A 26104-nucleotide genomic window follows, 5' to 3' on the forward strand; every position below is an offset into this window, starting at 1 on the left:
ATCGCGCGATCGCCCATTTTTAACACGACTCAGCATTTATCCCCAAACTTGTGTCAAATCTAAAACAAACCCCGGCAACACATCTTCACCCGACAAAGTTGCAGGATTGTCCAGCACTTCCACTTCCTGATTTTGCCTGTAAATCTCCACTTTTCGATTTTTCCTATCTATCAACCAACCTAAACGAACCTGGTTTTCCATGTATTCTTTCATTTTCTCTCGCAGTGGCTTCATATTGTCACTTTTAGAACGAAGTTCTACCACGAAATCAGGACTTAAGGGAAGAAAGCCTTCTTTTTGTTCTGGGGTAAGTGCGTCCCACCTTTCTTGACGCACCCAAGACGCATCAGGAGAGCGATCGGCCCCATTGGGCAAGTGAAAACCAGTAGAAGAGTCAAATGTCTTTCCCAGTTTAGTTTGGCGGTTCCACAGCCAGAGTTGCCCATTTAAATCAGAGTTCCTGTATCCTGTTTCGCCTCCGGTTGGTGGGTTCACGATTAATTCTCCTGTTGCTGTGCGTTCTAATTGTAACTCCCGATTGGCGATCGCCAATTCAACGAACTGTTCGTGGGTAACGGTGAGTGTTAGTGTTAGTGGAATATTGACTGCAAGGGCAGCGGATGATTGAGTTTGTGTCATCATTTTTGTCCTCAAAGTGATGCTTTTATGGCAGCTCGATCCTAATTTGGCAAAGCCGGAAATGCTGGATACTTTGTAAATTTTATGATAACACTTAAAAGTCGAATCTACAAAGTGCGATCGCCCTTTTGTCAACCAAAGCTCGATCGCATCTGGTATCATAGAAAAAAAGTTCCCCGCCCAGACGCAAAAACATGATAACTTCTAGAGTTGTTGCCCAATCGAAAATCTACTCTCTAGAAGCATGGATGGAAAGTCCACCCGATCGGCAAGAGTGGGTTGATGGCGAATTATTAGAGAAAAATGGCATAACACTCAAGCATAGCAAGGTGCAAGGAAATCTTTACTTTTATTGGAGAACGTACAAAGAATCCAGCGGACAGGGAGGAAAAGTTTATACTGATGTTCCCTGCCGCACAAACAACCAGGGACGCTATCCTGATGTTGCCTACCTTCCCCCGGAATTAGCAGCACAATTTGGCAATCTCAAAGTGCTGCCGCAAAGTTTTCCTTTATGTGCTGAAATTGTTTCGCCAACAGATTTGGCGGAAGATGTAATTGCTAAAGCTACAGAATATTTAGAATCGGGAAGTGAGGAAGTTTGGCTGGTATATCCTGAAAACCAATGGATTATTGTAGTAACAAAACAAACCCGAAGCATCTTTATTGCTGGGGAAGTTATTAGCACCCAAATTGTTTTACCCGGTTTTAGCATTCCAGTAGATGAATTATTAAAATGAGCAATTTCCCTACATTCTCATTTTCAGCCTCTGACGGGAAGTGGCGATATTGAGGAAGATCCTCAATTGTTTGGTTTCGATGCTTTAACAAACATTTGTCCTCCCAAAAATAGCCACAAAAAAGGCAATTTCAAGTAAACTTTTAACAGCAAGGGCGAGGCCGGTCTACCTTTCGTCGAAAACGGTAAAAATCTCGGAAGAATCAGGTCAATTTCAAACCCGACAGTTTGTAAAAGCTCTTGTAGCGATAAATGCGTTATCGGTAATTGATGGTCGATAAAATCGTAGTATTCCTTGTAGGAGTATTTGAAATTAGGCTGGATTACCAACAGAGAACCGCTAGGCTTGAGGACATCAAAGCAAAAGGAGATAATTTCTACAAGTTCCTCTTTGTTGCGGAGGTGTTCAAAAAAATTTGAGATAAAAATACGATCGAACTGTTCGGTAAAAGATGTGTAAGCGTCAAAATTCAACACATCAATATTAAGCACATTTACATCCGCATTAGCAAATAATTTTGAATCGGGATTAAGGTCAATTAAACATTTTTTATCAGCCATAATTTGATTAATAAACTCGCAGTAACCGCCACCTATATCTAAAACCGCTGATTCGGGAGGAACATAATTTTGTAAAAAATCGTCAATTAAAACTTTCCAGAGTGCAATCTTAGCTTGCATTTGTCGGGAATCAAAGCGATTGGCGTACAACTTTTTGAGATATGTGTCAGTTTTCATAGTAAAATAGCCTTGACTGAGTATGAGTTTATCACGCGATACAGCCAACTATGAATGTTATATCTACTGAAATACCGGAACTCCTGATCATTGAGCCAAAAATTTTCGGAGACGATCGCGGTTTCTTTTTTGAGAGTTTCAATCACCGAGCTTTTGTCGAAAAAACAGGTGTGACGGCAGCCTTTGTTCAAGACAATCATTCCAAATCCTCTAAAAATGTGTTGCGCGGTTTGCACTACCAAATGGAGCAGCCTCAAGGCAAATTGCTGCGGGTAGTTGCTGGAGAAATATTTGATGTAGCGGTGGATATTAGACAAAGTTCGCCGACTTTCGGAAAGTGGGTGGGGTGTTTGCTGAGTGCTGAAAATAAGCAGCAACTTTGGGTGCCGGCGGGATTTGCTCACGGTTTTTTAGTGGTTTCGGAGACGGCTGAAGTTTTGTATAAAACTACAGATTATTATGCACCGGCACACGAGCGGTGTATCCTGTGGAATGACCCCGATTTGGCGATCGACTGGCCGCTAGATGGTGCCCAACCAATCTTATCAGCTAAAGACCAAGCGGGACAAACCTTCAAAAAAGCTGAACTTTTTTAACAATGAAAATTTTACTCGCAGGTGGCAGCGGACAGCTAGCTCAAGAATTGCAGCCGATTTTATTATCTTCGGGAGAGGTAATTGCGGTCGATCGCACTCGCCTCGACTTATCCCGACCCGAAAGCATCCGTCAAGCAATGGCTGAAGTTCAACCGGATTTAGTCGTCAATGCGGGCGCTTACACTGCGGTAGACAAAGCGGAAAGCGAACCGGAATTAGCAAACGCAGTCAACGGCATTGCCCCCGGAATTCTCGCAGAAGAATGCGAAAAACTGAGAGCAAGTTTGGTTCACTTTTCTACTGATTATGTATTTGACGGCAGCCACAGTTCTGCTTATCTGGAAACAGATTCTACAAACCCGCTGGGAAGTTACGGGAAGTCGAAATTAGCAGGCGAGGAAGCTATTCGGAAAGCAGGAAACCGACATATTATTATTAGAACCGCATGGGTTTACGGCAACGGTGGCAAGGGTAATTTTGTCAAAACCATGCTGAGGTTGGGAAAGGAAAGGGAAGAAATTCGAGTAGTAGCAGATCAGATCGGAAGTCCTACTTGGACGGGCGATTTAAGTGCGGCGACTTCCCAAATTATTCCTCTCCTTGGGCCAGAAACTTTTGGGACTTACCACTACACTAATAGCGGTGTTTGTAGTTGGTACGATTTTGCGATCGCCATTTTTGAGGAAGCAGCCAAACTCGGCCTTCCCCTAAAAGTTCAGCGCGTAATTCCCATCACCACCTCCGAATATCCGACACCCGCAAAACGTCCCGCTTTTTCTGTCCTCTCTACGGTAAAAATATCAGCACTTCTAGGCACGTATCCTCCCCACTGGCGGCAAGGGCTCAGACAAATGCTGGCAAGAGAAGTGAAATAAAAAATTGAGGAAAACTCAAAACGCGAGGGCGAGTTTTGTTCAGAAATCATCTGTTATAAGTTGTCCCGCATCTTGCGTTGTATTTTTCGGGCGGGCGGGACGCCCACCCCACAATAATTTCATCAAACTTGACTGTAAAATTTATATCGGCCTCAGCTAATGCAAAGTTTCTCACCTAAACTAGCCCCTACCAATTAATAAAAATCTCCCCATGTTTGAATCCATGAAAGTCAAGCAACAATATATTTTAATTGCCGCATCAGTTCTCGGCATTCTAATACCAGCGTCATATATTTTGTACCTGATATCGCAAGCGGGAGACTTGTCTAATTTTGATTATTGGTGGATGACGTGGAATTTTTATTCAGTAGACGGTTTCTCTACAAATCCTTTTAATTGGATATTTCGGGCGAACGAGCATTTTGTCTTGATTCCGGCAATTATTTATGGCTTGAATATAGTTGTCACCCAAGGTTCAAATATTGGTTTATGTTTAGTGGCCTGGTTCTTGGCTTGGATTCAGTGCCACGTATTAATTGCTCTGCTGCCGTTAAAATTGAGGCATTTTCCCCTGCTATTTATCTCGCTACTGCTTTGCATTTCTATTTTTAATTTTACTCCGGCGGCGGCTCACAATTGGATGCGGGGATTCAGCGGCGTTCACTGGATAATTGCTAATTTATTTGTGATTTGTTCGATATTTTGTTTGCAATCCTATGTGACTTTTTTGGGTACACCGGGGGCGGGCACGGGGGCACCGCCCCTACGGAATGGTTGGGTAATTGGCAGCATTGTTTTTGGCGTTTTAGGCTGTATTAGTTACAGCACTGCTTTAGCTTTGTGGCCGATATTGTGTGCTGCTGCTGTTGTGCTGCGGTTTCCTCGGCGAATAACTTATTTGTATTTCATTGCTTCGATTGCAGTGATAGGGATTTATTTTTTAACTTATAAAACTCCATCTCATCACCCTTCTTTAACTAAGATTAACCCGATCAAAAGTCTCGAATATATTCCCACTTATCTCGGCGGAATATTTAGCGAAAATATTATTGTTGCTTCAATTATTGGTATAATTGGTTTGATTGCAGTGACGGGTTTTGTGGGTTATTGGCTATTTGTAAAAAAGGTTGATCGCCCGGATTGGCTGCCTTGGCTATCAATCCAACTTTACACGCTGCAAACGGCGTTAATGGCTGCGGTTAGTCGATCGGGATTTGGCGTCGAACAAGCCACCGCTTCCCGCTACGCCACACTCCCAGCTTTGTTTTGGATGAGCACAATTGTGCTGACAGTATTGTGGGTGCGCGAGTTGCAGCCAACACCAAGAATCCAAGGGCGTTGGCTGACACCGCTGTTTGCAGTCGCCACAGTCGCCATTATTTTAATGTACGGGGTGGGAGGCGAAACTGCAATGGCGATCGCCCGCAGAGCAACCTATCAACCGTTAGTAGCATTATCACTCCAATTAGGCATCACCGACGTAACGCTAATTAAAGACCGCGTAGGCAATAAACCTGCCGCTTTTATCGGGTTAATCGACGCCTTAAAAACTAACAATTTAGTGCCATTTAACCGAGACATCAAAAAACACAATTTCTGTGCAGCATTAGCCACAAAAATCGCTCCAAACTTACTGTCAGCACCCAAAGACGGAGTACCCGGATATTTTGATACAGTCACCAACCTTGCACCAAAAGCAGCGAGAGTAACTGGCTGGGTAGGAGACCCCGAAAACAATGTAAAATGTATTGCCATTCTCAACCAAGAAAATGTCGTTAGAGGTTTTGCCATGTCAGGATTTCCGCGCCCAGACTTAGTTAACTTGTTTGGCCCTTCCTACGAATTCGCAGCTTGGAGAGGATACATTCAAACATCACCCACAGATAAATTATTGACAGCCTATGCCTCATTTAAAAACCGCCAAGGTTGGGTAGCATTGCGAAACTCCCAAGTTATCAATAAAAACTAAAAAACCTCTCTTTCTCCTCCTCTGCGCCCTCTGCGCCCTCTGCGGTCAATAAAAAAATCTCATTTACAACACCAATGAAATAGAATAGCCCTATGCCAAAACATCTCAGCTTCGTAATCCCCGTTCACAACGAAGAAGCCACCCTCAAAGTGCTGTTTGAAAAAATCCAACTTGTCATGTTTCAAACAGAAATTGACAGTTACGAAGTCATTTTCATAGATGACGGTAGCCGCGATTATTCGTGGCAACAAATCACAGATTTAGCCAGCCAACATCCCCAACTCATTAAAGCGATTAAACTGCGCCGCAACTTTGGCAAATCCGCCGCACTTTCAGCAGGATTTCGCAAGGCAGCAGGGATAATTATCTTTACTCTCGATGCTGACCTTCAGGATGACCCCGCTGAAATTCCCAAATTTTTACATCATTTAGAATCGGGATTTGATTTAGTTTCTGGTTGGCGAAAACAGCGGAACGACCCGCTTTCTAAAACTTTACCTTCCAAGCTGTTTAATGCCGTTGCGTGTTTGCTGACTGGGGTGCAAATGCACGATATGAATTGCGGCTTTAAAGCTTACCGTAGGGAAGTTTTGCAGTCGATTAAATTGTACGGGGAATTGCACCGCTACATTCCAGCTTTAGCAAACAATTTAGGGTTTAAAATTGGGGAAGTAGTTGTGGAACATTATCCGCGCAAGCACGGAAAATCGAATTACGGCTGGGAACGTTATGCGCGGGGATTTCTTGATTTGTTGACGGTGTTAGCCACGACGCAGTATTTACACAAACCGGGTCATTTGTTTGGGGGTTTGGGATTGTGTTTTGGCTTGGTTGGAACTGTTTCGCTGAGTTATTTGATAGTTATTTGGTTTCTGAATTTGGCGGGGATGAATTTTGGGCCGATCGGGAATCGACCTTTGTTATTTTTTGGGATTTTGTGTACAATTCTGTCGGTGCAGTTGATTTCTTTGGGGATTTTAGCTGAGTTGATGGCGCGGAATGTGGATGCTGATTATGTGGACAAGCAAATTAGCGAAATTATTGATGATTCGGGTTTTGATATTTAACCGCAGATTAAGGCTGATTAACGCTGATTAACGCAGATAAATCGGATCTTGAAATTTATTCTATACAAGCAAGGTCTGGGTTCGTAGATTAAGATAAAGGTCATTTTTGGATTTAACAAGTTTTACCAATTATCTATTACCTAATTTTATACAGTATCCATTTGCCTTGTTTGTCTGCGATTTCTCCTTGAATATTTGGGTGCCAGTCAGTACGAGTCAGGATATAATCGGCATGATAGTTTCGGGCGACTTTGACTAAATCCGCACTGCTGCGTCGGATGAATAAGTCATTTCCTCCCCAAATCATTTGCGGGTTTAAGGGAACTCCTAAAACAGCTTCCATGCGATTTTGCCATTCTTTGATGCCTTTTTCGGTAAAGGGGAAGTTCTTGAAGTTGACGACAATCGCTCTTTCGGAGAAAAACTGGAAGCTGGTAACTGAAGGTGGAATTAATACGAGTGAATCGCGGCTGCTAATTTGCGAAAATCGCACAGCTAATCTGCTTAAGTCGTCACTGGAAACGGCATTGATATTAATTCTTGTTTGAAATACATTTAATATAGGTTTGGGCAGAATTCCTGCTACTCCAAAAATTAAGGTGACGGTAGTTATTAAGGCTAATGTGTGAGTTATAGTCTGTTTTATAGATGCAGCAAGGGATGTTTCTTCTAAAATGAATGGGAAGGCGAGGATTGAGAAAAGGACTGGGATGCTAATTATTCGATCGCCCATTATTTCCCATGAATCAGTCACCGGATATATCAAGCTGAAAATTACCGTTCCTACTGCTAAAATCCACAACAATATATTATATCGTTTGGGAAATACGAATTTTTTTGTTTGCCAAACTGATAATCCTAGGAAAATAATACCCCTAAAAGGCAAAGTTAGTACAACTAACAGCAACAAGCTAATAGCTATTTTTTTTTGTCGGTAAAGTATATCAACGGTCAAACAAACAGCAATAAATATGATTAATTGAGCAAAAGGTACGGTTCTAGCTAACTGTAGTTTTGCGATAAAAGCCAAAGGGTAAACTTCGACAAATATGTAATTTAGAAACAGTGCAAAAATTGAGGTGCCAACAATTACATAAAAATTAACCTTGTCTTGTTTTCGCAATAATTCGGCATTTTTGATGCACAGCAAGCCACCACTTATGAAACATATAAAGTTGAACCAATTCCCAAAATCCCAATTTGACGGGAGGATGTGGTGGGGGTTGCGGACTTTGGCGTGAATGTAGACAAACTCGGCGTTGTCGATAGTGTGAGTGCTGGTAGTACCTGTTAATAACATCGGTACGTAAACGATACTTGCCATTGCTGCTAAAAGTGCGATCGCCAAAATCAATGTTTTGAAATTCCGCTGTCTTACAGATTGAATAACTAAAACGGGAACCATCATCAATCCCGGCAACAAACCCACTAAAAATTGCAGCAAACAACCCAGTCCAAAAAATAAATAGCCGGTCAGCCATTTCTGGCGCAAACTAAAGTAAATTCCCCAGATTGCGAAACCCATTGCGAAGGTACTGGGTACTGATTTGGTGGAAAATATTAGGGTGTTACCAACATCTGTAAATGTAGCGGCTATACATAAAAAAGCCATCGCTGCTGCAGGCAGTTTGGAATTAGTATAGATATTGATAATTGCGTAGCAAGCTAGGATAAATGAACCAAAGGCTAGGAATTGATAAATAAAGTGCGCTAGGGGAATGCTTGTTCCTAAGTTGGCGAGCAAATAGATAATATAATAGTAGTAGTACCTGGGATTAAATTTCACCATTTCTTGAACGTAATAATCATTTTTATACAGTTCAGGATTTAGCATAAATTGAATTGGCGGCACTTCGGGAAAATTGCCTCCAATGGGGAAAATATAGCCAGTTGCCATCAGGGAGGCGATGATGGCAAAAGTATATAGAGATAAATTAAAATACTTGTGGGATTTTTGATATTTCTGCATTATACCTCTTGCAATCATTCCCAAATCATCTTCAAATACATCTGCGTCTATCTGTGTTTATCTGCTTTACATCTGCGGTTTCTGTATCTATTAATGATTTAGGCAATCTTGTCTTATTTACGGTTCAATTTACCTACTGACAGCTAAATTGTTAATCTCCAGTTGGCATTGGTTTGTTAAATCCTGTTTGCTGCTACTCAATACCTCAAGCAGCAGATAAAGGGGATTTTTGCCCTCAACTAATAGATTTAAGCCGATCGCACTTTTTTGACTATAAGCCATCTCTGCTGAGTCTACTAATTTACCTTGGTTGTCCCACAAAGTCAAGCGCAGGGCAATTCCCGGACATTGTTTGTTAGGTAAATTGAGTTTGCCGGTAACTTTCGCTTTGTCTGAGATGGAACCTAAATACAGGAAAGATGTATCGAGTTTCTTGCTGTTTTTAATTGGATGAGTTACAATATTATATAGGTTATCCGATTCTTGACTGACTGAATAATTGGCACTTGTGTAGATTGATTGATGCAAACTAATCCAATCTAACTGCGTGTCCGGTCGATCGACTATTTGCCGCTGCATCGCATCCAGAGTCCTAACTGCCGTTGCTGTATCAGTCGGCCGCATCCTCCGGTAAACGCTGAGTGTCACGCCGTTTTCTAGCTTAAACTGTTCCGGTAGCAATTGGAAATCACGGGCAATTTCCCAGTTTTGAGTAAAGGCATCGTACACAACTTTAACAACATCTTGTTCGTGCGATCGCAAAACTTGTTCGTCAGTCGGTAACACCTGCTGAAAAGGTACAGCAACCACCGCATATTGTGACTGCAACAACTCGGGTAGCGGGTAAGTATCGCGCGAGTCAATTTGCGGCCTCCCGATTGTATTTAATTTCCACCAACCCTCCGGCGGGTTTAATTTTCGGTTGGCTTGCCTGAGGATGTTAGCATTGAAATTGTTAGAAGCACCGACAATATAAATCGGTTCTTCGTTGGGTGCTAATTTTCGCAGAAACTCTACTAATTTTACAACTTCGTCGTAGTCCGATCGCACTAACGGCGGAAAATTAGCCATAAACAGTCTTGACAAATCAATTTTGAGAGGAATTAACCCGACTGCGGCATTCAAAACCAGGTACAAACCCGCCGCGGCCAGCATGAAATACCGGACTTTTCCCTTGAGAGTCAGCCAAGTTGTCCAGAAAAATGTGGATAGTCCTAAAAGTGCGATCGGTGTAATATGAATTGTATAGTGCAAGTAGCCGTAACGCAAGACTAACAGCCATTCAATCAGCGACAAAACCCCAAACAACGAAACAAAAATAGCCGCCGCAGGAACCAGCATTCGAGTGAGAATTCCCGCCGAGAAACCAATCAGTACCAGCAGCCAAGTCCCCAAACCGTAAAAATCCGCATAACGAGTTAAAATATCATTTACAGGCAAACTCCAAGCGACATACAAATTGCGGTAGTCAACCGTCAGAGCACTGCGAGTAAAATCTCCCGCTACCAACATTAAAATAGTCAAGCTAGTTACAGCTATCAAGCCCAATTTGATGCCGGATTCACACAAGCATCTGTAGGGAAACGGCACTACCCCCTCCTTGTCTTTTGGAGACGACAATGCCGTTTCCCTACGGTATATTAGTACAATAAACTCGATGAAAGCCTGTAAAGTCGCTGCACAAAAAAATGCGATCGCACTATAAGCAAAATGGCGCCGCCACAGAATAGCCGCCGCCAGCAAAAACCCAATCAACGGGATGTTCCACCAAGCTTTCAGCTTAACATCCTGCAAATAAACCAAAATTGCCAAGGCTACAAACACACAGCCGCCAGTATCTAGATATCCCCGCAGAGTCGGTATCCAACTCATAGGAATTAATAAACTCAGCAGCACAGTTGACCAAAACACCCGGCGGGAATAAACTGGAATTAGCTTTGCAGAAATTGCCCCCAGCAACAGGCGAAACGGCAGCACATAAATCAGGGATACGCTGAGAATGTAACTCAGCCGAGACTCGCCAAATAAGAGAATAAACGGCACTAACGGCAGAGAAATTAACAGGTTTTTTTCCTTAGATAGCGATTCTATAACTCCGCGCCATGCTTGATCTGGCGAGTCTCGAAATAAATTTGCCGTGTTGACTGTAGCGGTATTGTATCCCGCGTAATCCCACCAATAAAAAGTATGTTCCCTAGATACATAGATTGAAGTTACTGCAACTGTGACGAGAACAAATAAAAACAAGAAAAACCCATCTATCAGAAACTTGCGAGGCAATTTAAAAGAAACACCATCAAATAATCCCATCAGTCTAGCAACCCTAAATCAATTGTATAGTCCTGGACCCACGGGTAGTCAGAAACCGGGTTTTTTGCCAAAATCTTGCATCAAAGCCTTTAATTTCGGTAAAAACCCGGTTTCTTTGGTATGGAGGCGCGTCCAAGAGTGTTATCTTAAAACAGTATCTTGCAAAAAACCTTCCAACTTTTCTGCATATTGCCGATTGGCGATCGCACTTGGATGACTGTCATAAGGTAAATTATTATTGCTAGGTATGTTCAAATCAACCGAAATATCCCTCGTAGCAATTCCCTCCTGACTTAACTCCTGCAACATCTTAGCAGCACTGGGATGAATGCCCGCAACAACTAACTTAACACCCTTAGCCTCAGCCACACGGTTAAACTCTTCAATAATTGCCTTAGAAACCTCATGGCTTCTATACAATGTCTTTTCAAATCCATTGTAACTATCGTCCAAAAAATTGCTTAATGCAAAAACCCGCATCAGTGGGATCTCGCGATATTCAGCTTTTACCATGCTGTAGGTAAACTTATTTTCTCCATTCAGCCTAGCATCAGGCTGCAACAGAACACCCAGTTTACTCCAACCCGCAAGTTCCTTTCTTCTCTCCCTTACCAAAGTATTGCGGAGGTCATGAAACCCCGCATAAGCAATCACCGCAATTTTGGGTTTATTTCCTTGTTTTAGTGCTTGTTTGAATTGAATCAACGACGGCAGCGTGCCGTAGCCGCCAACCCCGAAATTCACTATTTCATATTTGGGTAGTTTCTCTTGCAGCAACCAAGGATAAGTTTCGCTGTCATTCAATGACCAACCGTAGGTAATAGAACAGCCAAATATCCAAATTTCAGGTTTTTTTGAGGATTGATTGTAAGTATTGAGTGGATGTGTTATTCTGAGACCATTATTGAGGTGAGTTGCATTATATGAGTAATTGCCGTTAAGTGTTACCTTGAATTTTCCCGGCAAATGTTTGTAGCCGAGTTCCGAGTCTTTGATGAAATAGTTACCTTTTGGTTCGACAGCAACATTAGCATCTGTTATTTTCCAGGGTTTGTATCCCGCAACTCGCAAAACGATTTCAGCCGTGGTGGTAGATAAAAAAATTGGAAAAATTAGATATGTTATTAATCTGAAAATAGAGGTTTTCATGATTTTTTTTTCATAATTTATCGTAGGGGCGGGTTTCATCAACCATATCGGCGTAAGACCAACAATATAATCAACCCGCCCCCGCCCAAGGAATAATCGGCCTCTACATTTTTTTGGATGAGCTCGAACCTGAGGTTAATCTAGATTATCGGCTGTGTCGGGGCGGGTTTATATAAATTTTTGTGAACCTCAAATATGGTTTGTAAAACCAGCCCCTCCGGGCCATTGTAGGGGCGGGTTTCACCAACCATATCGGCGTAACACCAACAATATAATCAACCCGCCCCGCCCAAGGAATAATCGGCCTCTACATTTTTTTGGATGAGCTCGAACCTGAGGTTAATCTAGATTATCGGCTGTGTCGGGGCGGGTTTATATAAATTTTTGTGAACCTCAAATATGGTTTGTAAAACCAGCCCCCCAGGGCCATTGTAGATACTGTTTTAAGGTAACAATCTTGGACGCGCCTCCATACCAAAGAAACCGGGTTTTTACCGAAATTAAAGGCTTTGATGCAAGATTTTGGCAAAAAAACCCGGTTTCTGACTACCCGTGCGTCTAGGACTATACAATTGATTTAGGGTTGCTAGACTGATGGATTATTTGATTTTGTTTCTTTTAAATTGCCTCGTAAGTTTCTGATTGATGGGTTTTTCTTGTTTTTAGTTGTTCTCGTAACAGTTGCAGTAACTTCAATCTATGTATCGGGTTTATTATATTGTTGGTTTTACGCCGATATAGTTGGTTAAACCCGCCCCTTGCAAAAAACCTTCCAACTTTTCTGCATATTGCCGATTCGCGATCGCACTTGGATGAAGGTCATGAGGTAAATTATTATTGGCAGGTATTTTCAAATCAACCGAAATATCCGCAGTAGCAATTCCCTCCTGACTTAACTCCTGCAACATCTTAGCAGAACCGCTATTAATTCCCACCACAACTAACTTAACACCCTTAGCCTCAGCCACACGGTTAAACTCTTCAATAATTGCCTTAGAAACCTCATGGCTTCTATACAATCCCTCTTCAAATTGATTGTAATTAACCTCCAAAAAATGGCTTAATGCAGAAACCCGCATCAGGGGGAACTCGCGATATTCAAGTTTGGCCATCTTGTAGGTAAAATTATTTTCTCCATTCAGCCTAGCATCAGGCTGCAAAAGAATACCGAGTTTATTCCAAGCAGCCATTTGCTTTCTTCTCGCCCTTAACAAAGTATTGCGACGGTCGTGAAATCCCGCATAAGCAATCACCGCAATTTTGGGTTTATGTGCTTGTTTGAGTGCTTCTTTGAATTGAATCAACGAGTGCAGTGTGCCGTAGCCGTTAACGCCAAAATTAACTATTTCATATTTGGGTAATTTCTCTTGCAGCAACCAAGCATAAGTTTCGCTGTCATTCAATGACCAACCGTAGGTAAAAGAACAGCCAAATATCCAAATTTCAGGTTTTTTTGAGGAGGAATTGTAAGTATTGAGTGGATGTGTTATTCTGAGACTATTATTGAGGTGAGTTGCATTAAATGAGTAATTGCCGTTAAGTGTTACCTTGAATTTTCCCGGCAAATGTTTGTAGCCGAGTTCCGAGTCTTTGGTAAAAAAGTTACCTTTTGGTTCGACGGCAACATCAACATTTTCTATTTGCCAGGGTTTGTATCCCGCAACTCGCAAGACAATTTCAGCCGTAGTGGTAGATAAAAAAATTGGAAAAATTACATATGTTATTAATCTGAAAGCAACATTTTTAGCAAAATCTTTTTCGATCATTAACATAATATGAAATGTCAGCAAAAGTACAGTAAACTGCCATGCGAGTATTATCTAGTTAATGGATCTAATTTAATTAGATTGAGCGCCTTCACTGCATCCCCCAACCTACCCCACTAGATGGTTTACGAGAATTAAATATTATTCGTAAAACCCGTGGCTACAAAATATTGGTTTCAACTCACATCTTGCACCAATATCAATAATCCTTTTTTGGGCGGGCAGGATGCCCAACCCCTACTCCCCACAAGAAAACTCATTCTTTGTGGAACAGGCATCTTGCCTGTTCTTGAGAATGGTGCAACATCTCAGTTTAAACTCACATCTTGCACCAATATCAGCAACGGGCTAGAAGCCCGTTCCACAAAAAATAAACTTGTATCAGCAACGGGCTAGAAGCCCGTTCCACAAAAAATAAACTTGATTGTGGAACGGGCATCTTGCCCGTTCTTAAGAAGAGTGCAAAATATTGGTTTCAGCTAATTGATTAATTTCTAATAACCAGCCTCCTCCTCGTACTCAGGAGTCTTAGTCTTCTCAGGGATATTCACCCGAGGAGCCTTGTAAGGCTTCGGCGCCTCATCGTCAGCCCAAGCATCGGCCTCCACATCATCTTCGTACTCGTACTCCACCACCGGCTGCTTCGGGCGAGAGCTCTCAGAGCGAGTGTACTGTGGCTTCTCCTCGTACTCCTCCTCGTAATCGTCCTCCTCGCCGCCCCAATTATCCTCTTCGTAATCCTCGTAATCGTCGATAATCGGCTCAGGCTGCACCGCGCGCATCGGCTGGCGCACCGCAGGCCGATTCCACTGCGAATCCTCATCCCAAGGGACTTCCTCTACCGCAGGCTGCGCTACCTTGCTGCGCATTTCCGGTGCAGGTATCCGCACGCCCGGGCCCAATTGATTTGCTGTAGCCACGGGTTTCGGATAATAACCTTGCTCGTCCTCTTCCCGTTCCCAAGGTGCTTGACCCAAACCGACGCGCTCTAGCAAACCCACAGTAAGCTGCCTGAGCCTTTCCTCGGAACCTTCAAACACAATCAAGCGATTCGGACCGCTGCTGACAATTTCTTCAATCCCCAACTCGTAAGTGCTGAGAACTTGGTCGGGGATTTGGGGGATGCCCAGGGAAGCGATAATTATAGAAACTAACTTACCGTCTTCGGGGTCGAACCTAAAGCCCCGCACCCTACCCAAAAGTTCGCCGGTTTCGGTAATAACTTCGCTGTTAATCAAAATGCTGTAGACTTCAACATCAACATCATCTTCGATCGCGCTCTCATCTTCCACCAACAGCACGTCGCCGATTTCGCTGACATTGCTGAGGAACATAAACCTCGGCATTCCAGCGACCGCGAATATATTATCACGCAGACCGATCGCCACAACTTCCCGCCGATCGATGTCCACCCATAATTGACTAACCACCCCCAAGCGTTTACCTCTGTCGCGAGTGATGACTTGAGTGCCGAGAATATCGGAGCGTTGGCAGATTTGTTCTGATGTCATTCTAACTTTAATCCTGATTTATCATAAAAATGGGCCTAAAACCCCCGTGCTTCTAGCACGGCTTTGCTGTATGCTTGTAGTAGTGGAAAGGTAATCAACCACTCTAAAAACCTAGCTGTCAAAAGACAAAGCGCTGAACCTTGAAAATTGAATCTAAGCGGTTCTACTGCATTTTTCTAGACTCCACCTCGCAGTAGGTAAAAGATTCAGAGGAGCTAGACAAACAGCATTTGAAGCGAATTTGCTTCAAACTGAAACAGGACTTGCCTAAAAGCAAATAGGGTAGGGCATACCCGAATTAACGCTTGGGGAGAGTCCCACCTCTGGGCTAGAGACTTCAAGGAATCTAGTTTAAGTGGTCTGGGTGAGCCAAGAATCCTCGTACCTTCAGGTCGAGGAGTGTCAATAAGTACATATATCACTCAACACGAGCGTTAACAGAAACTCCGGGACTACAACTTCAGTCCTATGACTTGAGTATAAGCTCCCCGTGCTTGAGTAACACCTATTGTACGCTGGGCTGATTGAATCATAGGTCGCCGCAAACTCACAACAATAAACTGGGCTTGTTCAGACTGTCGTTTTATCATTCTAGCTAATCGCTCCACATTTGCCCCATCCAGAAACATATCCACTTCATCAAAAGCGTAGAACGTAGATGGGCGGTAGCGTTGCAGCGCAAAAATAAAACTCAGCGCCGTCAACGACTTTTCGCCTCCAGACATGGAAGCCAGCCGCTGTACGGGTTTGCCCTTCGGGTGAGCAACCAAATTCAAGCCGCTGCTGAAGGGGTCTTCCTGGTCATCTAGCTGGAGATAGCCATCGCCTTCGGAAAGTTCCGCAAAGATAGTCTGAAAGTTCTCGTTAACCGCGTCGAAAGCTTCCTTAAAAGCGCGCCGCCTGAGCGTGGTAAAGTTTTCGATTCTCAACAGCAGTTCAGTGCGTTCTCCTTCTAATGTTGTCAATTTTTGACTCAATTCAAGAAGGCGTTCTTGAGTGCGGTTGTACTCTTCCAAGGCTAGCATATTGACTGGTTCTAGGGCTTGAATGCGTTTGGCGATCGCCTTTACTTCCTGCTGCAATTCCGTCAAATTGGCTTTCTCGACATTTTCAGGAATCGACGGCACGGGGTCGGGCATTTCCGCCCGCTGCGTTTCCAATAGAGTGCGGACTGCGGCTAATTGTTCCCGGCGTTCTTGCTGGGTTTCGTGCAGTTTTTGCAACTGCCATTGTAACTGCTGTTTGGCTAAATGCTTCTCTCGCAATTGAGATTCCGCCCGATCGCGATCTTCCTTCTGCACGCCCAATTTTTCCTCTATTTCCCCCAAAGCTGCCCTAGCTTCGGCAATTTGCCGATCGAGTTCTAACTGCTGCGAAACTATGCGATCGATCGCATCCGCCCCCGCGTTTTGCTGCACTTGCCATTCCTGCAATTTCTCGCTGCCTTCCTTAATTTTCTCTGACAAACGCCCGAATTGATTTTCCAAGTCTCCTTGGCGCTGCTGGACGTTTCTCAGAGCTAATTCTCGCTCTTGCAGTTGTGCTTCGAGAGCGCGCAAACTCGATTGCATTTGCTGCCATTCGCTGTGACTGTTCGACTCTTCCAACTGCGCCAAAGTTTGCCGGTACTGCTGCAATTGAGTTTCCTGTGCGGGCAATTCTCCCTCCAGCAACTGCAATCTCGATCGCGAATTAGTTAATTCCTGTGTGTTTTTCGCAATTTGCGATCGCACTTGTGCCTGTTGCGCTTGCAAATTCTTAATTTCTGAATCCAACTGTTCCAAGCGCAACTGATTTTCGCGTAAATTCTGTTTCGCTTCCATCAATTCTTGGCTGCGAGTTTTGACTGAAATAGACACCCGGTCGATCGCAATTTTGCACCGTTCCAAAATCCGCTCAATTTCCTCCAACCTTTCTTGCAAAGAGGCGATCGTCCGCGCTTCACTAGCAGCCTCGCTAGCATCAACCGTGCCAAAATGCAAGGTAGATCTGTTAGTAGAACTTCCCCCAGTCATCGCCCCGCTACTTTCCAAAATTTCCCCGTCCAAAGTGACAATCCGGTACTGTCCCAAATAGCGGCGGGCATCACTGAGGTTGCTAAACACAACCGTACTGCCAAAAACGTAAGCAAAAATTTCCTGATACCGCGAATCGCAATCAATTAAATTAACAGCCGCATCCACAAACCCAGCCGCGCGCCGCATATTTTCATTCACCGAAAACCTCCCGCCTCTAATCTTATTCAAAGGCAAAAACGTCATCCTTCCCGCCCGTTTTTGTTTCAGCAATTCGATCGCAGCAGCAGCCACGCTGTCATCTTCCACCACCATATTTCCCATGCGCCCGCCCGCCGCTATTTCCAGCGCCAACTGATAGCGCGGTTCTACCCTGCCCAGTTGAGCCACCAAGCCACAAACTCCGCCAATTCCGCTTTGCGCGACAATTTTTGCAGTAAACGTTCCCGTCGCTTCTTGCAGTGCTTGAAACTGCACTTCTAGTTTGTCTAATTTGCGCTGTCTTTCCCGCTGTTCTTCCAACAAACGAGTTTGAGTTTCCTGTTGCAGTTGCAATTCTTGTTCGGCTTCGACTAAAATCTGATTCAGCGATTCTACTTGCAAAGATGCCAGGCCTTTGGTTTCCACAAGGCGAGATTGCTGCTCTTTTTTCGCTGCAATTTCCTGTTCCAATACTTGCAGCGATTGGTTTTGTTCTTGAATTTGGCTTTCCAGGCGATCGGCTCTTTCTCCGATAGTAGCTTGTTCTGTACGCTGTGGTTCCAAAGTTTGTTGAATTGTTTCGATTTGGCGGTGCAGTTCCGTTTGCTGCTGTACCCAAACTTCGGCCGTCGAGGCGATCGCATTTGCAACTTCCCGATTTTCATTTAAACTTTGCTGGGCTGCGTCCCGCTGTTCCTGAAAACTCCCCTGCTGAGACTTAACATAAGATATTTCAATCTCAATTTGCTCCAAACTTTGCCGGAATTGCCGAACTTCTTCCTCGGTTTGTGCTATATTAGCAGCCATTTGCCCCGCAGTTGTTTCCAAATCCTGTTTGCGGTTTTGCAGTTGCCGCCGTTCCGCTTCCTGAGTGGCAATCGTCGCTTGCAAAGCCAACAATTCCGACTCTCCCAAAGCTTTAACGCGGGCATTCAGCGCGTCAAGTTCGGCGGTTGCTTCTTGAATTTGGGTGCTAATTGTTTGCAGTTGTTCGGTGAGAGATGCAGAAGTGCGATCGCCCGTTTCGATTTGTTCTCGGAGTTTCCATTCTTGCTGCTGCAAGTGGCGGAATTTCAGCACAATTTCCCACTGCGACTTTTCTTGAAATTCCGCCCGCAATTTTTGATATTTTTCCGCCTTTGTGCGATCGGAAGCCAATCTATCGCGCTGAGAAATCAGCTCTTTTTCCACAATTCGGCTACGTTCTTCCACCTCCTTAACTTCATCTAACTTCTGCCTAGCTAAAGAGATTTTGCGATCGAACTGAGCCACCCCAGCCAATTCGTCAATGATTTCTCTGCGTTCCTTAGAATTCATCGAAATAATGCTGGTAACGTCTCCTTGCAGGACGACGTTATAGCCTTCGGGATAAATTCGCAAGCGGTTGAGTTGTTCGTGAAGTTGAGTCAGCGTGCAAGGTTGACCGTTAATGTAATAAGTTGAAGTGTAAGTACCTTGACGAGTTACCCGAAGTTTGCGCGTCACACTCCACTCATCCGATTTTCGATTTTCGATTTTCGATTTTCGATTGGTAGCGAGTAGTTGTCCGTTATTGTCTTGATTTTCTGCGATTTCAATCTCTGCTACGTCTTCAACAGATAACTCATTCGATTTTCGATTTTCGATTTTTGATTTTCGATTGACAGGAGATGATTGACCGTTGTTGTCTTGAGTTTCGGCAGTTTCTATCCCTTCGGCTTCTTCAACAGATAGAGGCGAGTTTCGATTGACAGGAGATGATTGGCCGTTGTTGTCTTGAGTTTCGGCAGTGTCTATCCCTTCGACTTCCTCTGCTTCAACAGATAACTCTGGCGATTTTAGATTTGGGATTTTGGATTTTCGATTGACAGGAGATGGCTTGCCGTTATTGTCTAAAGTTTCGGTAATTTCTATCCCTTCGACTTCTTCAACAGATAGAGGCGATTTTCGATTGACAGGAGATGATTGGCCGTTGTTGTCTTGAGTTTCGGCAATTTCTATCCCTTCGACTTCCTCTGCTTCAACAGATAACTCATCTGCTGCATTTTCATCCTCATCTTCATCCCGGGCGAACCATTCCTCCCCCACATCTTCCAGGGCAAAAGTCGCAGTAACGCTAGCTTCGATCGTACCGCGCTTGTTTTGGGCGCTGTTGACCAAATCCGGCAAACGTTCGGCCCGCATTCCCTTAGAAGTCGAAAGCCCCAGACAAAACAGCAAAGCATCGAGGATATTGGACTTGCCAGAACCGTTGGGCCCGGAAACCACAGTAAAACCCGGCAGCACGGGAATGGACGTTGTGCCGCCAAAAGATTTAAAGTTAGTTAGTTCAATCCGTTTAATGTGAACCATATGCTAGGAGTAGCTTTGGCTCTAGGTTGTTGTCACAGGGTAGCACAGGCAATGGGGCGATCGACAATGTGTGAACTTTCCGGCATTGTCGATCAAACCGATATCTTACACCTTTGTCAACAACCCAGTCGGCTTTTACTTAAAAAGCTTATTGACAAAAGTACAACATCTGTGATCCGAGGGACCCCCACAAACGAACGTAAATTTTGATACAGATAACTTCATCAGACTCGATCGACATTATTTGTGCGATCGTACCTGAAAGCCTCACCCAGACTCAATGGCAGGAAATATAATGCCTGGAATTACTCATGTGCCCCCTAGACATATAAAAACTTTCCGGTAAAATCGAACCAAAATTAATAATGTATAAAGTAACGAAGCGCATTATGGAGGGCAAACCCATTACACCAGCTCAGAACTCGTCTAACCTGCCAGCTTCACCTGAAAGCGACGAACAAGTATTACAAATTTGGGGTCGCGAGCCCCTTAAAGGACACGTCAAAATCAGCGGCGCCAAAAACTCGGCTTTAGTAGTCATGGCAGGAGCCCTGCTATGCCCAGAGGATTGCCGTCTCCGCAACGTTCCCGGTCTAGTCGATGTCGCCCGCATGGGGCAAATACTCTCCGCTGTAGGAGTCCACTTACAGCAGAACGGGGACGTTTTAGACATCAACGCCAGCAACCTCATAGACGCTCAAGCCCCCTACGAATTAGTCAGCCAACTGCGGGCGAGCTTCTTCATCATCGGCCCACTGCTAGCGCGTTTGGGATTTGCCAAAGTGCCCTTGCCCGGTGGGTGCGCCATCGGCGCCCGACCCGTTGAACTCCACGTTCGCGGTCTGCAAGCCCTCGGCGCCGAAGTCCACATCGACCACGGCACGGTTCACGCTTACGTCAAAGGGCCGAACCGCCGCCTCAAAGGAGCCAAAATTTATTTGGACTACCCCAGCGTTGGTGCAACTGAAACTTTGATGATGGCGGCGACTCTGGCTGAAGGAGAAACCGTGATTGAAAATGCGGCTCAAGAGCCGGAAGTCGCAGATTTGGCGAATTTCTGCCGTGCTATGGGAGCAAAAATTCGAGGCGCCGGCACGAATACGATCGTCATTTCGGGAGTTCCCAAGCTGCACGCAGTAGACTATTCAATTATTCCCGATCGCATCGAAGCCGGAACATTTTTAGTAGCAGGAGCCATCACTCACTCCGAAATCACTTTGTCCCCGGTAATTCCCGACCACCTGACCGCAGTCATTGCCAAATTAAAGACAATTGGGGCGAAAATTATTGCAGAATCCCCCGACCTTTTGCGGATAGTTCCGGGCCAAACTCACTCCGCCACAGACATCGAAACTCTGCCTTACCCAGGTTTCCCCACAGATATGCAAGCTCAGTTTATGGCTTTGCTGACCCTGAGCCAAGGAGACAGCTTGATCAAAGAAACCGTGTTTGAGAATCGCTTGCGCCACGTAGCAGAGCTCAACCGCATGGGCGCCGACATTCGGCTTAAAGGCAATGTAGCGATTGTGCGCGGAGTGTCGCTGCTGTCGGGTGCGCCAGTAGTGGCAACAGATTTGCGGGCTTCGGCGGCGTTAGTGCTAGCCGGACTGGCAGCCGATGGTGTCACCACCATCAGCAGCTTGCAGCACTTAGACCGTGGCTATGAGCAGTTAGAGGTCAAACTGCAAAAATTGGGAGCTAAGTTGCGGCGCGTCAAAGAGGGCACAGACCCGGCGACTGCTGAGGCTCCTGTCAATCCCGTGCGATCGGGTTTAAACTGTTAATTAGTCAGTGGTCATTAGTCAGCAGTCATTAGTCACTAGACTTGAATTGCATAAGTCGCTTTCCTCTCTCGAAATTATCTGCGTTTATCTGCGTTTATCTGCCTTTAATCTGCGGTTTTCGTATTAATCAAAGATTTATGCAATTCAGGTCTAGCATGAAGCAGAAAAAAATCACTCATTTTTAATGACCAATGACCAATGACCAATGACTAACGACGAGTGACTATTGACTAATGACTCAGGATTAAAATGTCGAACATACCGCTCATCGGTTTGAAAGCAGACCAGTTTCGCCACCCGCTAGACTTGGAAGCCACCAGCACTCTCAAACAACTGCCCGGCCTGGATTTGATGGTGCGGCAGTTGCTGGGACAACTTGGCGAACAGTTTTTCATGCTCGAAAATCTCGCCTCCAGCGTCCAAGTCGGCGAAAATCAATTGCCCCACCTGCATCAATTGCTGGTGGATGCCTGCAAAACTCTGGATTTGGAGGTGCCGCAGCTTTATGTCCGCCAGCATCCGATGCCGAATGCTTACACCTTTGCGATGCGGGGAAAACAGCCTTTTGTGGTGATGCACACTTCTCTGATTGATTTGCTCACAGACGATGAAGTTAAGGCAGTAATCGCTCACGAGTTGGGGCATTTGAAGTGCGAGCACGGAGTTTACCTGACTCTGGCTAATTTAATTGTGTTGGCCGCCGGTCAAATTTCGCCTGTGGGAACCGTGCTAGTGCAGGGTTTGCAGGCGCAAATGTTGGAATGGTTACGGTGTGCCGAATTTACGTGCGATCGCGCCGCCTTGCTCGCCACCCAAGACCCAAAAGTGGTAGCATCGGTGCTGATGAAACTGGCCGGAGGTTCGCCGACTTTAGCTCCCAAACTGAATGTAGATGCGTTTTTGGCGCAGGCGCGAGCCTACGACGACCTCAGCAGCACTCAACTCGGAGAACTGCTCAAACAAGCTCAGACGGCTCAGTTGTCCCATCCTGTACCAGTATTGCGCGCCAGAGAGATCGATCGCTGGGCAAGTTCAAAAGATTATGAATCTCTTGTGCAAAATCGATCGGTGTGTTATGATGGTGAAACCAACAAAAAGGGCGGGTGGCGAAATTGGTAGACGCATCAGACTCAAAATCTGACACCGAAAGGTATGAGAGTTCGATTCTCTCCCCGCCCACTGCTAGAAAAGCTTAATAAATCTAGGGTTCCAGATGATAAGTCTGGAACCCTAATTTATATGGGATGGGGAATTAGTCATTAGTCATTAGTCATTAGTCATTAGTCATTAGTCATTAGTCAACAGTCAACCGTCAACCGTCAACAGTCAACAGATTTTATGGGTGAAATCGCCGCTTTAGGCGCTGCATTTGTCTGGGCTCTATCTTCCACCATCTGGCAGCGAGTGGGACAGCAAATCCCCGCAGTGGTGCTAAACTTGCTCAAAGGCGCGATCGCCCTTTTCATGCTCCTTGCCACTGTACTAATTTTAGGCACATCTTTACCAGCACTCAATCCCCATATTTTAGCAATGCTGCTCATCAGCGGCGCCCTAGGAATTGGCATCGGAGACACCGCTTTCTTTATCGTATTAAAATATTTAGGCGCGAGGCGAACGCTGCTTTTAGAAACCCTATCTCCCCCTTTAACAGCTTTACTTGGCTTAATATTTTTGCAAGAAAAATTATCGCCCATTGCTTGTACAGGCATTCTTTTAACAATCTGTGGGGTAGCTTGGGTAATTGCAGAACAAACAGCCGAAACAACCTTATCATCAAAACATCTTTGGCAAGGATTAGCCATTAGTTTATTAGGACAAACAAGCCACGCCGCCGGAGCAGTTTTATCCCGGGCGGCCTTCACTCAAATAGATATTGATCCCCTGTGGACAGTAGCCTTGCGTTTGAGCGGTGGCATCGCAGTCATGCTATGCTTCTTGAACCCAACAAACCTTGACACTTTCCAACAATTAAAAGCGCCAAAAATATTAGGTGCAATAATTATAGCAGCTTTTTTAGGAACCTATCTCGGGATTTTCCTGCAACAGATTTCGCTGAAATATGCACCCGCAGGAATAGCTCAAGCACTCACTTCTACCAGTCCCCTATTTATACTGCCTTTAGCGGTGCTGGCGGGCGAAAAAGTAAGCCTTCGGGCTGTTGTGGGCGTAGTGGCTGCGATCGGCGGAATCTCGCTATTATTGGGTTTGAAGTGATTAAAGGTGAGAAGAGTGATTTAAGGTTTTAGATTTGATACCAGTTCCCAAAAAAATGAAACTGTAGATTTCCTCCCCACCATGATAGTCATCAGTGATTCCCCAATCTAAAATCTAAAATCTAAAATCTAAAATCCTATGAGTGATTATAAAGGCGATCAGCATAGTCATCAGTGATTCCCCAATCTAAAATCTAAAATCTAAAATCTAAAATCCTATGACTGATTATAAAGGCGAGCTGCCTCCTAGAAATTTAACACTTATTAACCAACAAATCAATTGGCTTCAGCAACAGCCAGACGGCATCCTATTTCAACAAAACTCCGGCGACAACTGCATAGCAGTAAAAAAAATAAACTCATGGCTACTACTGCTTTTAGCAGACAGAGAAACCTTAATCACAAATGTAGCTCAATCAATCCTCGACCTCAACAATCCACTAAATTTAATCTTTCCCTATTCCCGAGCCGTGCTGCTAGCATTAGTCTGGAAAACTCTACCAAAAAAAATCTATGTAATCGGATTTGGTGGCGGCACCCTCCCCAGTTTTTTTCACCACTATTTCGCTAACGCGATAGTCGAATGTGCAGATATTGACCAAAAAGTAGTCGAAGTAGCTCAAAAATTTTTTGGTATTCAATTCGACGACAGACTCAAAGTAGCCATTCAAGACGGGCGCGAATATCTAGCCCAACAAAATTCCACAGTAAAAAACGATATAATTATCGTGGATGCTGGTTTTGGCAGCGGCTATATGCCCTATTGGTTGGTGACACAAGAATTTTACCAACTGTGCAAAACTCGCTTGTCAAGCGCAGGTGTTCTAGTTGTCCACCTGTTCCACAAACAAGAGTTTAATGCCGCAGCGGTGAAAACAATTCAAACTGTGTTCGCACAAGTTTATATATGCAATTTAGACACCGGCAACAGCATTGTCATTGCGACTAATGCTCCCGATTTAGCTAACAAGGAAATTTTCTTGAAAGCCGAACTTATTCAAGATTTCCACAATTTACAATTTTCTTTAATAGAAATGTCGCTTGAGCTAAAAAAAGTAGCCGAATTGCCGGAATGGGTAAAAAATTGGGAAACGCTGCCAATTTTTACAGATGCTGAAATACCCGCAGGATATTTGGACTGATAAATATAGCCTTTCTCAGTAACATGAGGTGCTCTCGCGGGCATAGGCCTCCGTGGGCATAGGCCTCCGTGGGCATAGGCCTCCGTGGGCATACCTCACCACGCTTGAGAACCGCTATATGACTGACGTACTCGCCCACAAAAAAAGCGGATTTTTTAACAGATATTGAGGGTTTTAACCAGGTATTTGGTTAAAAAACCCGGTTTCTGGCGACCCGTGCGTAAGTCCTCATACCAAATCAGAATCAGTCAATAGTTGATATTAGCGAAGATCTGTCTAAAAAATACTTGACAGTGAAATTGCGTCAGTGTACTATAGAAGTAGTACAAACAATTAAAAACATGAGACTAAAAAGTTGGGAGTCTCCCCGCAGCGAGGGCAGAAACTCCAAAGGCAAAGGCGGCTCAGCCAGGGCTCGGCAACTCAAAAAGCAACAGCAAACTCTGCGAAAACAGTTAAAAGTTCAATACGATCGACCAAACCAGCAACAAAACCACCAACAAAACCATCAAGGGAAGGAAACCGATAATTCCTTCCCTTATTTTGTATGTTTTTGCTGCTCAATCCCGCTGAATGTTCGGACAAATCGTGCGAGTAATGGACTCGGGCGAGGGTTGCTCTTGCCAGCAGTTGAGAATGCCTTGCAACTCCCCCTTCAAAGTTTCTAAGGCTGCAATTTGCACGGAAATTTCCTCTACCTTCGCCGTTAGATGCTGCTTCGCTTCAGAGCAAGGCAACTCTCCCCGACCGCGAACTTGTAAAATATCCTTAATCTGCTACACAAAACTTGGCTAAACTTATTTAAGTCTCACCATTCAATCAGAATTACTTCTGAAGGGTCTGCTTCCTGTTTCATCCAAGGGAGTCGGCTCATTCTTGTCCACAGGCGTTAATTCGGGTGTAGCCCACCCTAATTTAATTAATCTTAGTTGAAGCTTTTAGCCATGAGTCATCGAAATTGCTGGGTTAGAAACCCCGTCCTTCCAGGACGGCTTTACATTAAATCAAAACCCCTTTCGGAGCGGAGGGGTATGGTTGCCCCTCCATTGGAGATATGGTTGTCTCCCTCCCCTTTTGGGGTAACGTTAGC

General features: G+C 44.5%; 20 protein-coding genes and 1 tRNA gene. 11 read left to right on the forward strand and 10 right to left on the reverse strand.

Annotated features, from left to right (window positions below; all coding sequences use genetic code 11):
* Positions 1-36: 36 nt before the first annotated feature.
* Positions 37-639 (reverse strand): Uma2 family endonuclease, encoded by a 603-nt coding sequence (locus tag ACUVJL_RS00590; RefSeq protein ID WP_445244078.1) that lies wholly within the window; start codon positions 637-639, stop codon positions 37-39.
* Positions 640-833: 194 nt separating this feature from the next.
* On the opposite strand from ACUVJL_RS00590, the gene ACUVJL_RS00595 reads away from it, so the two are divergent.
* Complete coding sequence (locus tag ACUVJL_RS00595) at positions 834-1379, forward strand: Uma2 family endonuclease (RefSeq protein ID WP_445244060.1); 546 nt, start codon at positions 834-836, stop codon at positions 1377-1379.
* A 62-nt stretch (positions 1380-1441) separates the two neighbouring features.
* On the opposite strand, the gene ACUVJL_RS00600 is transcribed toward ACUVJL_RS00595, so the two are convergent.
* Entirely contained in the window at positions 1442-2116 is a 675-nt protein-coding gene (locus ACUVJL_RS00600; protein ID WP_445244061.1) for a class I SAM-dependent methyltransferase, read from the reverse strand.
* A 50-nt stretch (positions 2117-2166) separates the two neighbouring features.
* Between ACUVJL_RS00600 and rfbC the strand changes: the two genes are divergently transcribed.
* The 4 genes from rfbC (at position 2167) to ACUVJL_RS00620 (ending at position 6623) form a co-directional block, all read left to right on the forward strand.
* Positions 2167-2712 (forward strand): dTDP-4-dehydrorhamnose 3,5-epimerase, encoded by a 546-nt coding sequence (gene rfbC, locus ACUVJL_RS00605; protein WP_445244062.1) that lies wholly within the window; start codon positions 2167-2169, stop codon positions 2710-2712.
* Between the two features lie 2 nt (positions 2713-2714).
* Positions 2715-3587 (forward strand): dTDP-4-dehydrorhamnose reductase, encoded by an 873-nt coding sequence (gene rfbD / locus ACUVJL_RS00610; protein ID WP_445244063.1) that lies wholly within the window; start codon positions 2715-2717, stop codon positions 3585-3587.
* Between the two features lie 211 nt (positions 3588-3798).
* Entirely contained in the window at positions 3799-5556 is a 1758-nt protein-coding gene (locus tag ACUVJL_RS00615; protein ID WP_445244064.1) for a hypothetical protein, read from the forward strand.
* 92 nt (positions 5557-5648) lie between these two features.
* The gene (locus ACUVJL_RS00620; protein WP_445244065.1) at positions 5649-6623 is read left to right on the forward strand and encodes a glycosyltransferase family 2 protein; all 975 of its coding nucleotides are present in this window, start codon (positions 5649-5651) and stop codon (positions 6621-6623) included.
* 136 nt (positions 6624-6759) lie between these two features.
* Here the strand turns inward: ACUVJL_RS00620 and ACUVJL_RS00625 are convergent, their stop codons facing one another.
* From ACUVJL_RS00625 to ACUVJL_RS00640, 4 genes are all read right to left on the reverse strand, one after another.
* Positions 6760-8592, reverse strand: coding sequence for a DUF6798 domain-containing protein (locus ACUVJL_RS00625; protein WP_445244066.1), 1833 nt, complete (start codon positions 8590-8592; stop codon positions 6760-6762).
* 129 nt (positions 8593-8721) lie between these two features.
* The gene (locus tag ACUVJL_RS00630) at positions 8722-10902 is read right to left on the reverse strand and encodes a hypothetical protein (protein ID WP_445244067.1); all 2181 of its coding nucleotides are present in this window, start codon (positions 10900-10902) and stop codon (positions 8722-8724) included.
* 141 nt (positions 10903-11043) lie between these two features.
* Positions 11044-12051, reverse strand: a complete 1008-nt coding sequence (locus ACUVJL_RS00635) for an SGNH/GDSL hydrolase family protein (RefSeq protein WP_445244068.1) — start codon at positions 12049-12051, stop codon at positions 11044-11046.
* A gap of 713 nt (positions 12052-12764) precedes the next feature.
* The gene (locus tag ACUVJL_RS00640; RefSeq protein ID WP_445244069.1) at positions 12765-13823 is read right to left on the reverse strand and encodes an SGNH/GDSL hydrolase family protein; all 1059 of its coding nucleotides are present in this window, start codon (positions 13821-13823) and stop codon (positions 12765-12767) included.
* A 150-nt stretch (positions 13824-13973) separates the two neighbouring features.
* Here ACUVJL_RS00640 and ACUVJL_RS00645 point away from each other — a divergent pair, with 150 nt between their 5' ends.
* The gene (locus ACUVJL_RS00645) at positions 13974-14213 is read left to right on the forward strand and encodes a hypothetical protein (protein ID WP_445244070.1); all 240 of its coding nucleotides are present in this window, start codon (positions 13974-13976) and stop codon (positions 14211-14213) included.
* 98 nt (positions 14214-14311) lie between these two features.
* Here ACUVJL_RS00645 and ACUVJL_RS00650 read toward each other — a convergent pair whose 3' ends face one another.
* Together ACUVJL_RS00650 and smc are read right to left on the reverse strand one after the other, a co-directional pair.
* Complete coding sequence (locus ACUVJL_RS00650; RefSeq protein WP_445244071.1) at positions 14312-15328, reverse strand: PRC-barrel domain-containing protein; 1017 nt, start codon at positions 15326-15328, stop codon at positions 14312-14314.
* A 452-nt stretch (positions 15329-15780) separates the two neighbouring features.
* On the reverse strand, positions 15781-19875 hold the full coding sequence (smc, locus tag ACUVJL_RS00655) for a chromosome segregation protein SMC (protein WP_445244072.1): 4095 nt from the start codon (positions 19873-19875) through the stop codon (positions 15781-15783).
* A 365-nt stretch (positions 19876-20240) separates the two neighbouring features.
* Between smc and murA the strand changes: the two genes are divergently transcribed.
* The 5 genes from murA (at position 20241) to ACUVJL_RS00680 (ending at position 25014) form a co-directional block, all read left to right on the forward strand.
* Positions 20241-21659: a UDP-N-acetylglucosamine 1-carboxyvinyltransferase gene (gene murA / locus ACUVJL_RS00660; protein WP_445244073.1), complete on the forward strand. Its 1419-nt coding sequence runs from the start codon at positions 20241-20243 to the stop codon at positions 21657-21659.
* 249 nt (positions 21660-21908) lie between these two features.
* Entirely contained in the window at positions 21909-22778 is an 870-nt protein-coding gene (locus ACUVJL_RS00665) for a M48 family metallopeptidase (protein WP_445244074.1), read from the forward strand.
* Positions 22757-22838, forward strand: a tRNA-Leu gene (locus ACUVJL_RS00670). Before ACUVJL_RS00665 ends, ACUVJL_RS00670 begins: the two co-directional genes overlap by 22 nt.
* A gap of 159 nt (positions 22839-22997) precedes the next feature.
* Complete coding sequence (locus ACUVJL_RS00675; RefSeq protein WP_445244075.1) at positions 22998-23873, forward strand: DMT family transporter; 876 nt, start codon at positions 22998-23000, stop codon at positions 23871-23873.
* Between the two features lie 217 nt (positions 23874-24090).
* On the forward strand, positions 24091-25014 hold the full coding sequence (locus ACUVJL_RS00680) for a spermidine synthase (protein ID WP_445244076.1): 924 nt from the start codon (positions 24091-24093) through the stop codon (positions 25012-25014).
* Positions 25015-25437: 423 nt separating this feature from the next.
* Here ACUVJL_RS00680 and ACUVJL_RS00685 read toward each other — a convergent pair whose 3' ends face one another.
* Both ACUVJL_RS00685 and ACUVJL_RS00690 read right to left on the reverse strand, forming a co-directional pair.
* Positions 25438-25578 carry a hypothetical protein gene (locus tag ACUVJL_RS00685; protein ID WP_445244077.1) on the reverse strand — a complete coding sequence of 47 codons (141 nt, stop codon included), beginning with the start codon at positions 25576-25578 and terminating at the stop codon, positions 25438-25440.
* On the reverse strand, positions 25575-25787 hold the full coding sequence (locus tag ACUVJL_RS00690) for a MerR family DNA-binding protein (RefSeq protein ID WP_445244079.1): 213 nt from the start codon (positions 25785-25787) through the stop codon (positions 25575-25577). The genes ACUVJL_RS00685 and ACUVJL_RS00690 overlap by 4 nt, the downstream gene beginning before the upstream one ends.
* Between the last annotated feature and the right edge of the window lie 317 nt (positions 25788-26104).

It is taken from the genome of Microcoleus sp. OTE_8_concoct_300, assembly GCF_031383065.1.
Taxonomy (GTDB): domain Bacteria; phylum Cyanobacteriota; class Cyanobacteriia; order Cyanobacteriales; family Microcoleaceae; genus Microcoleus.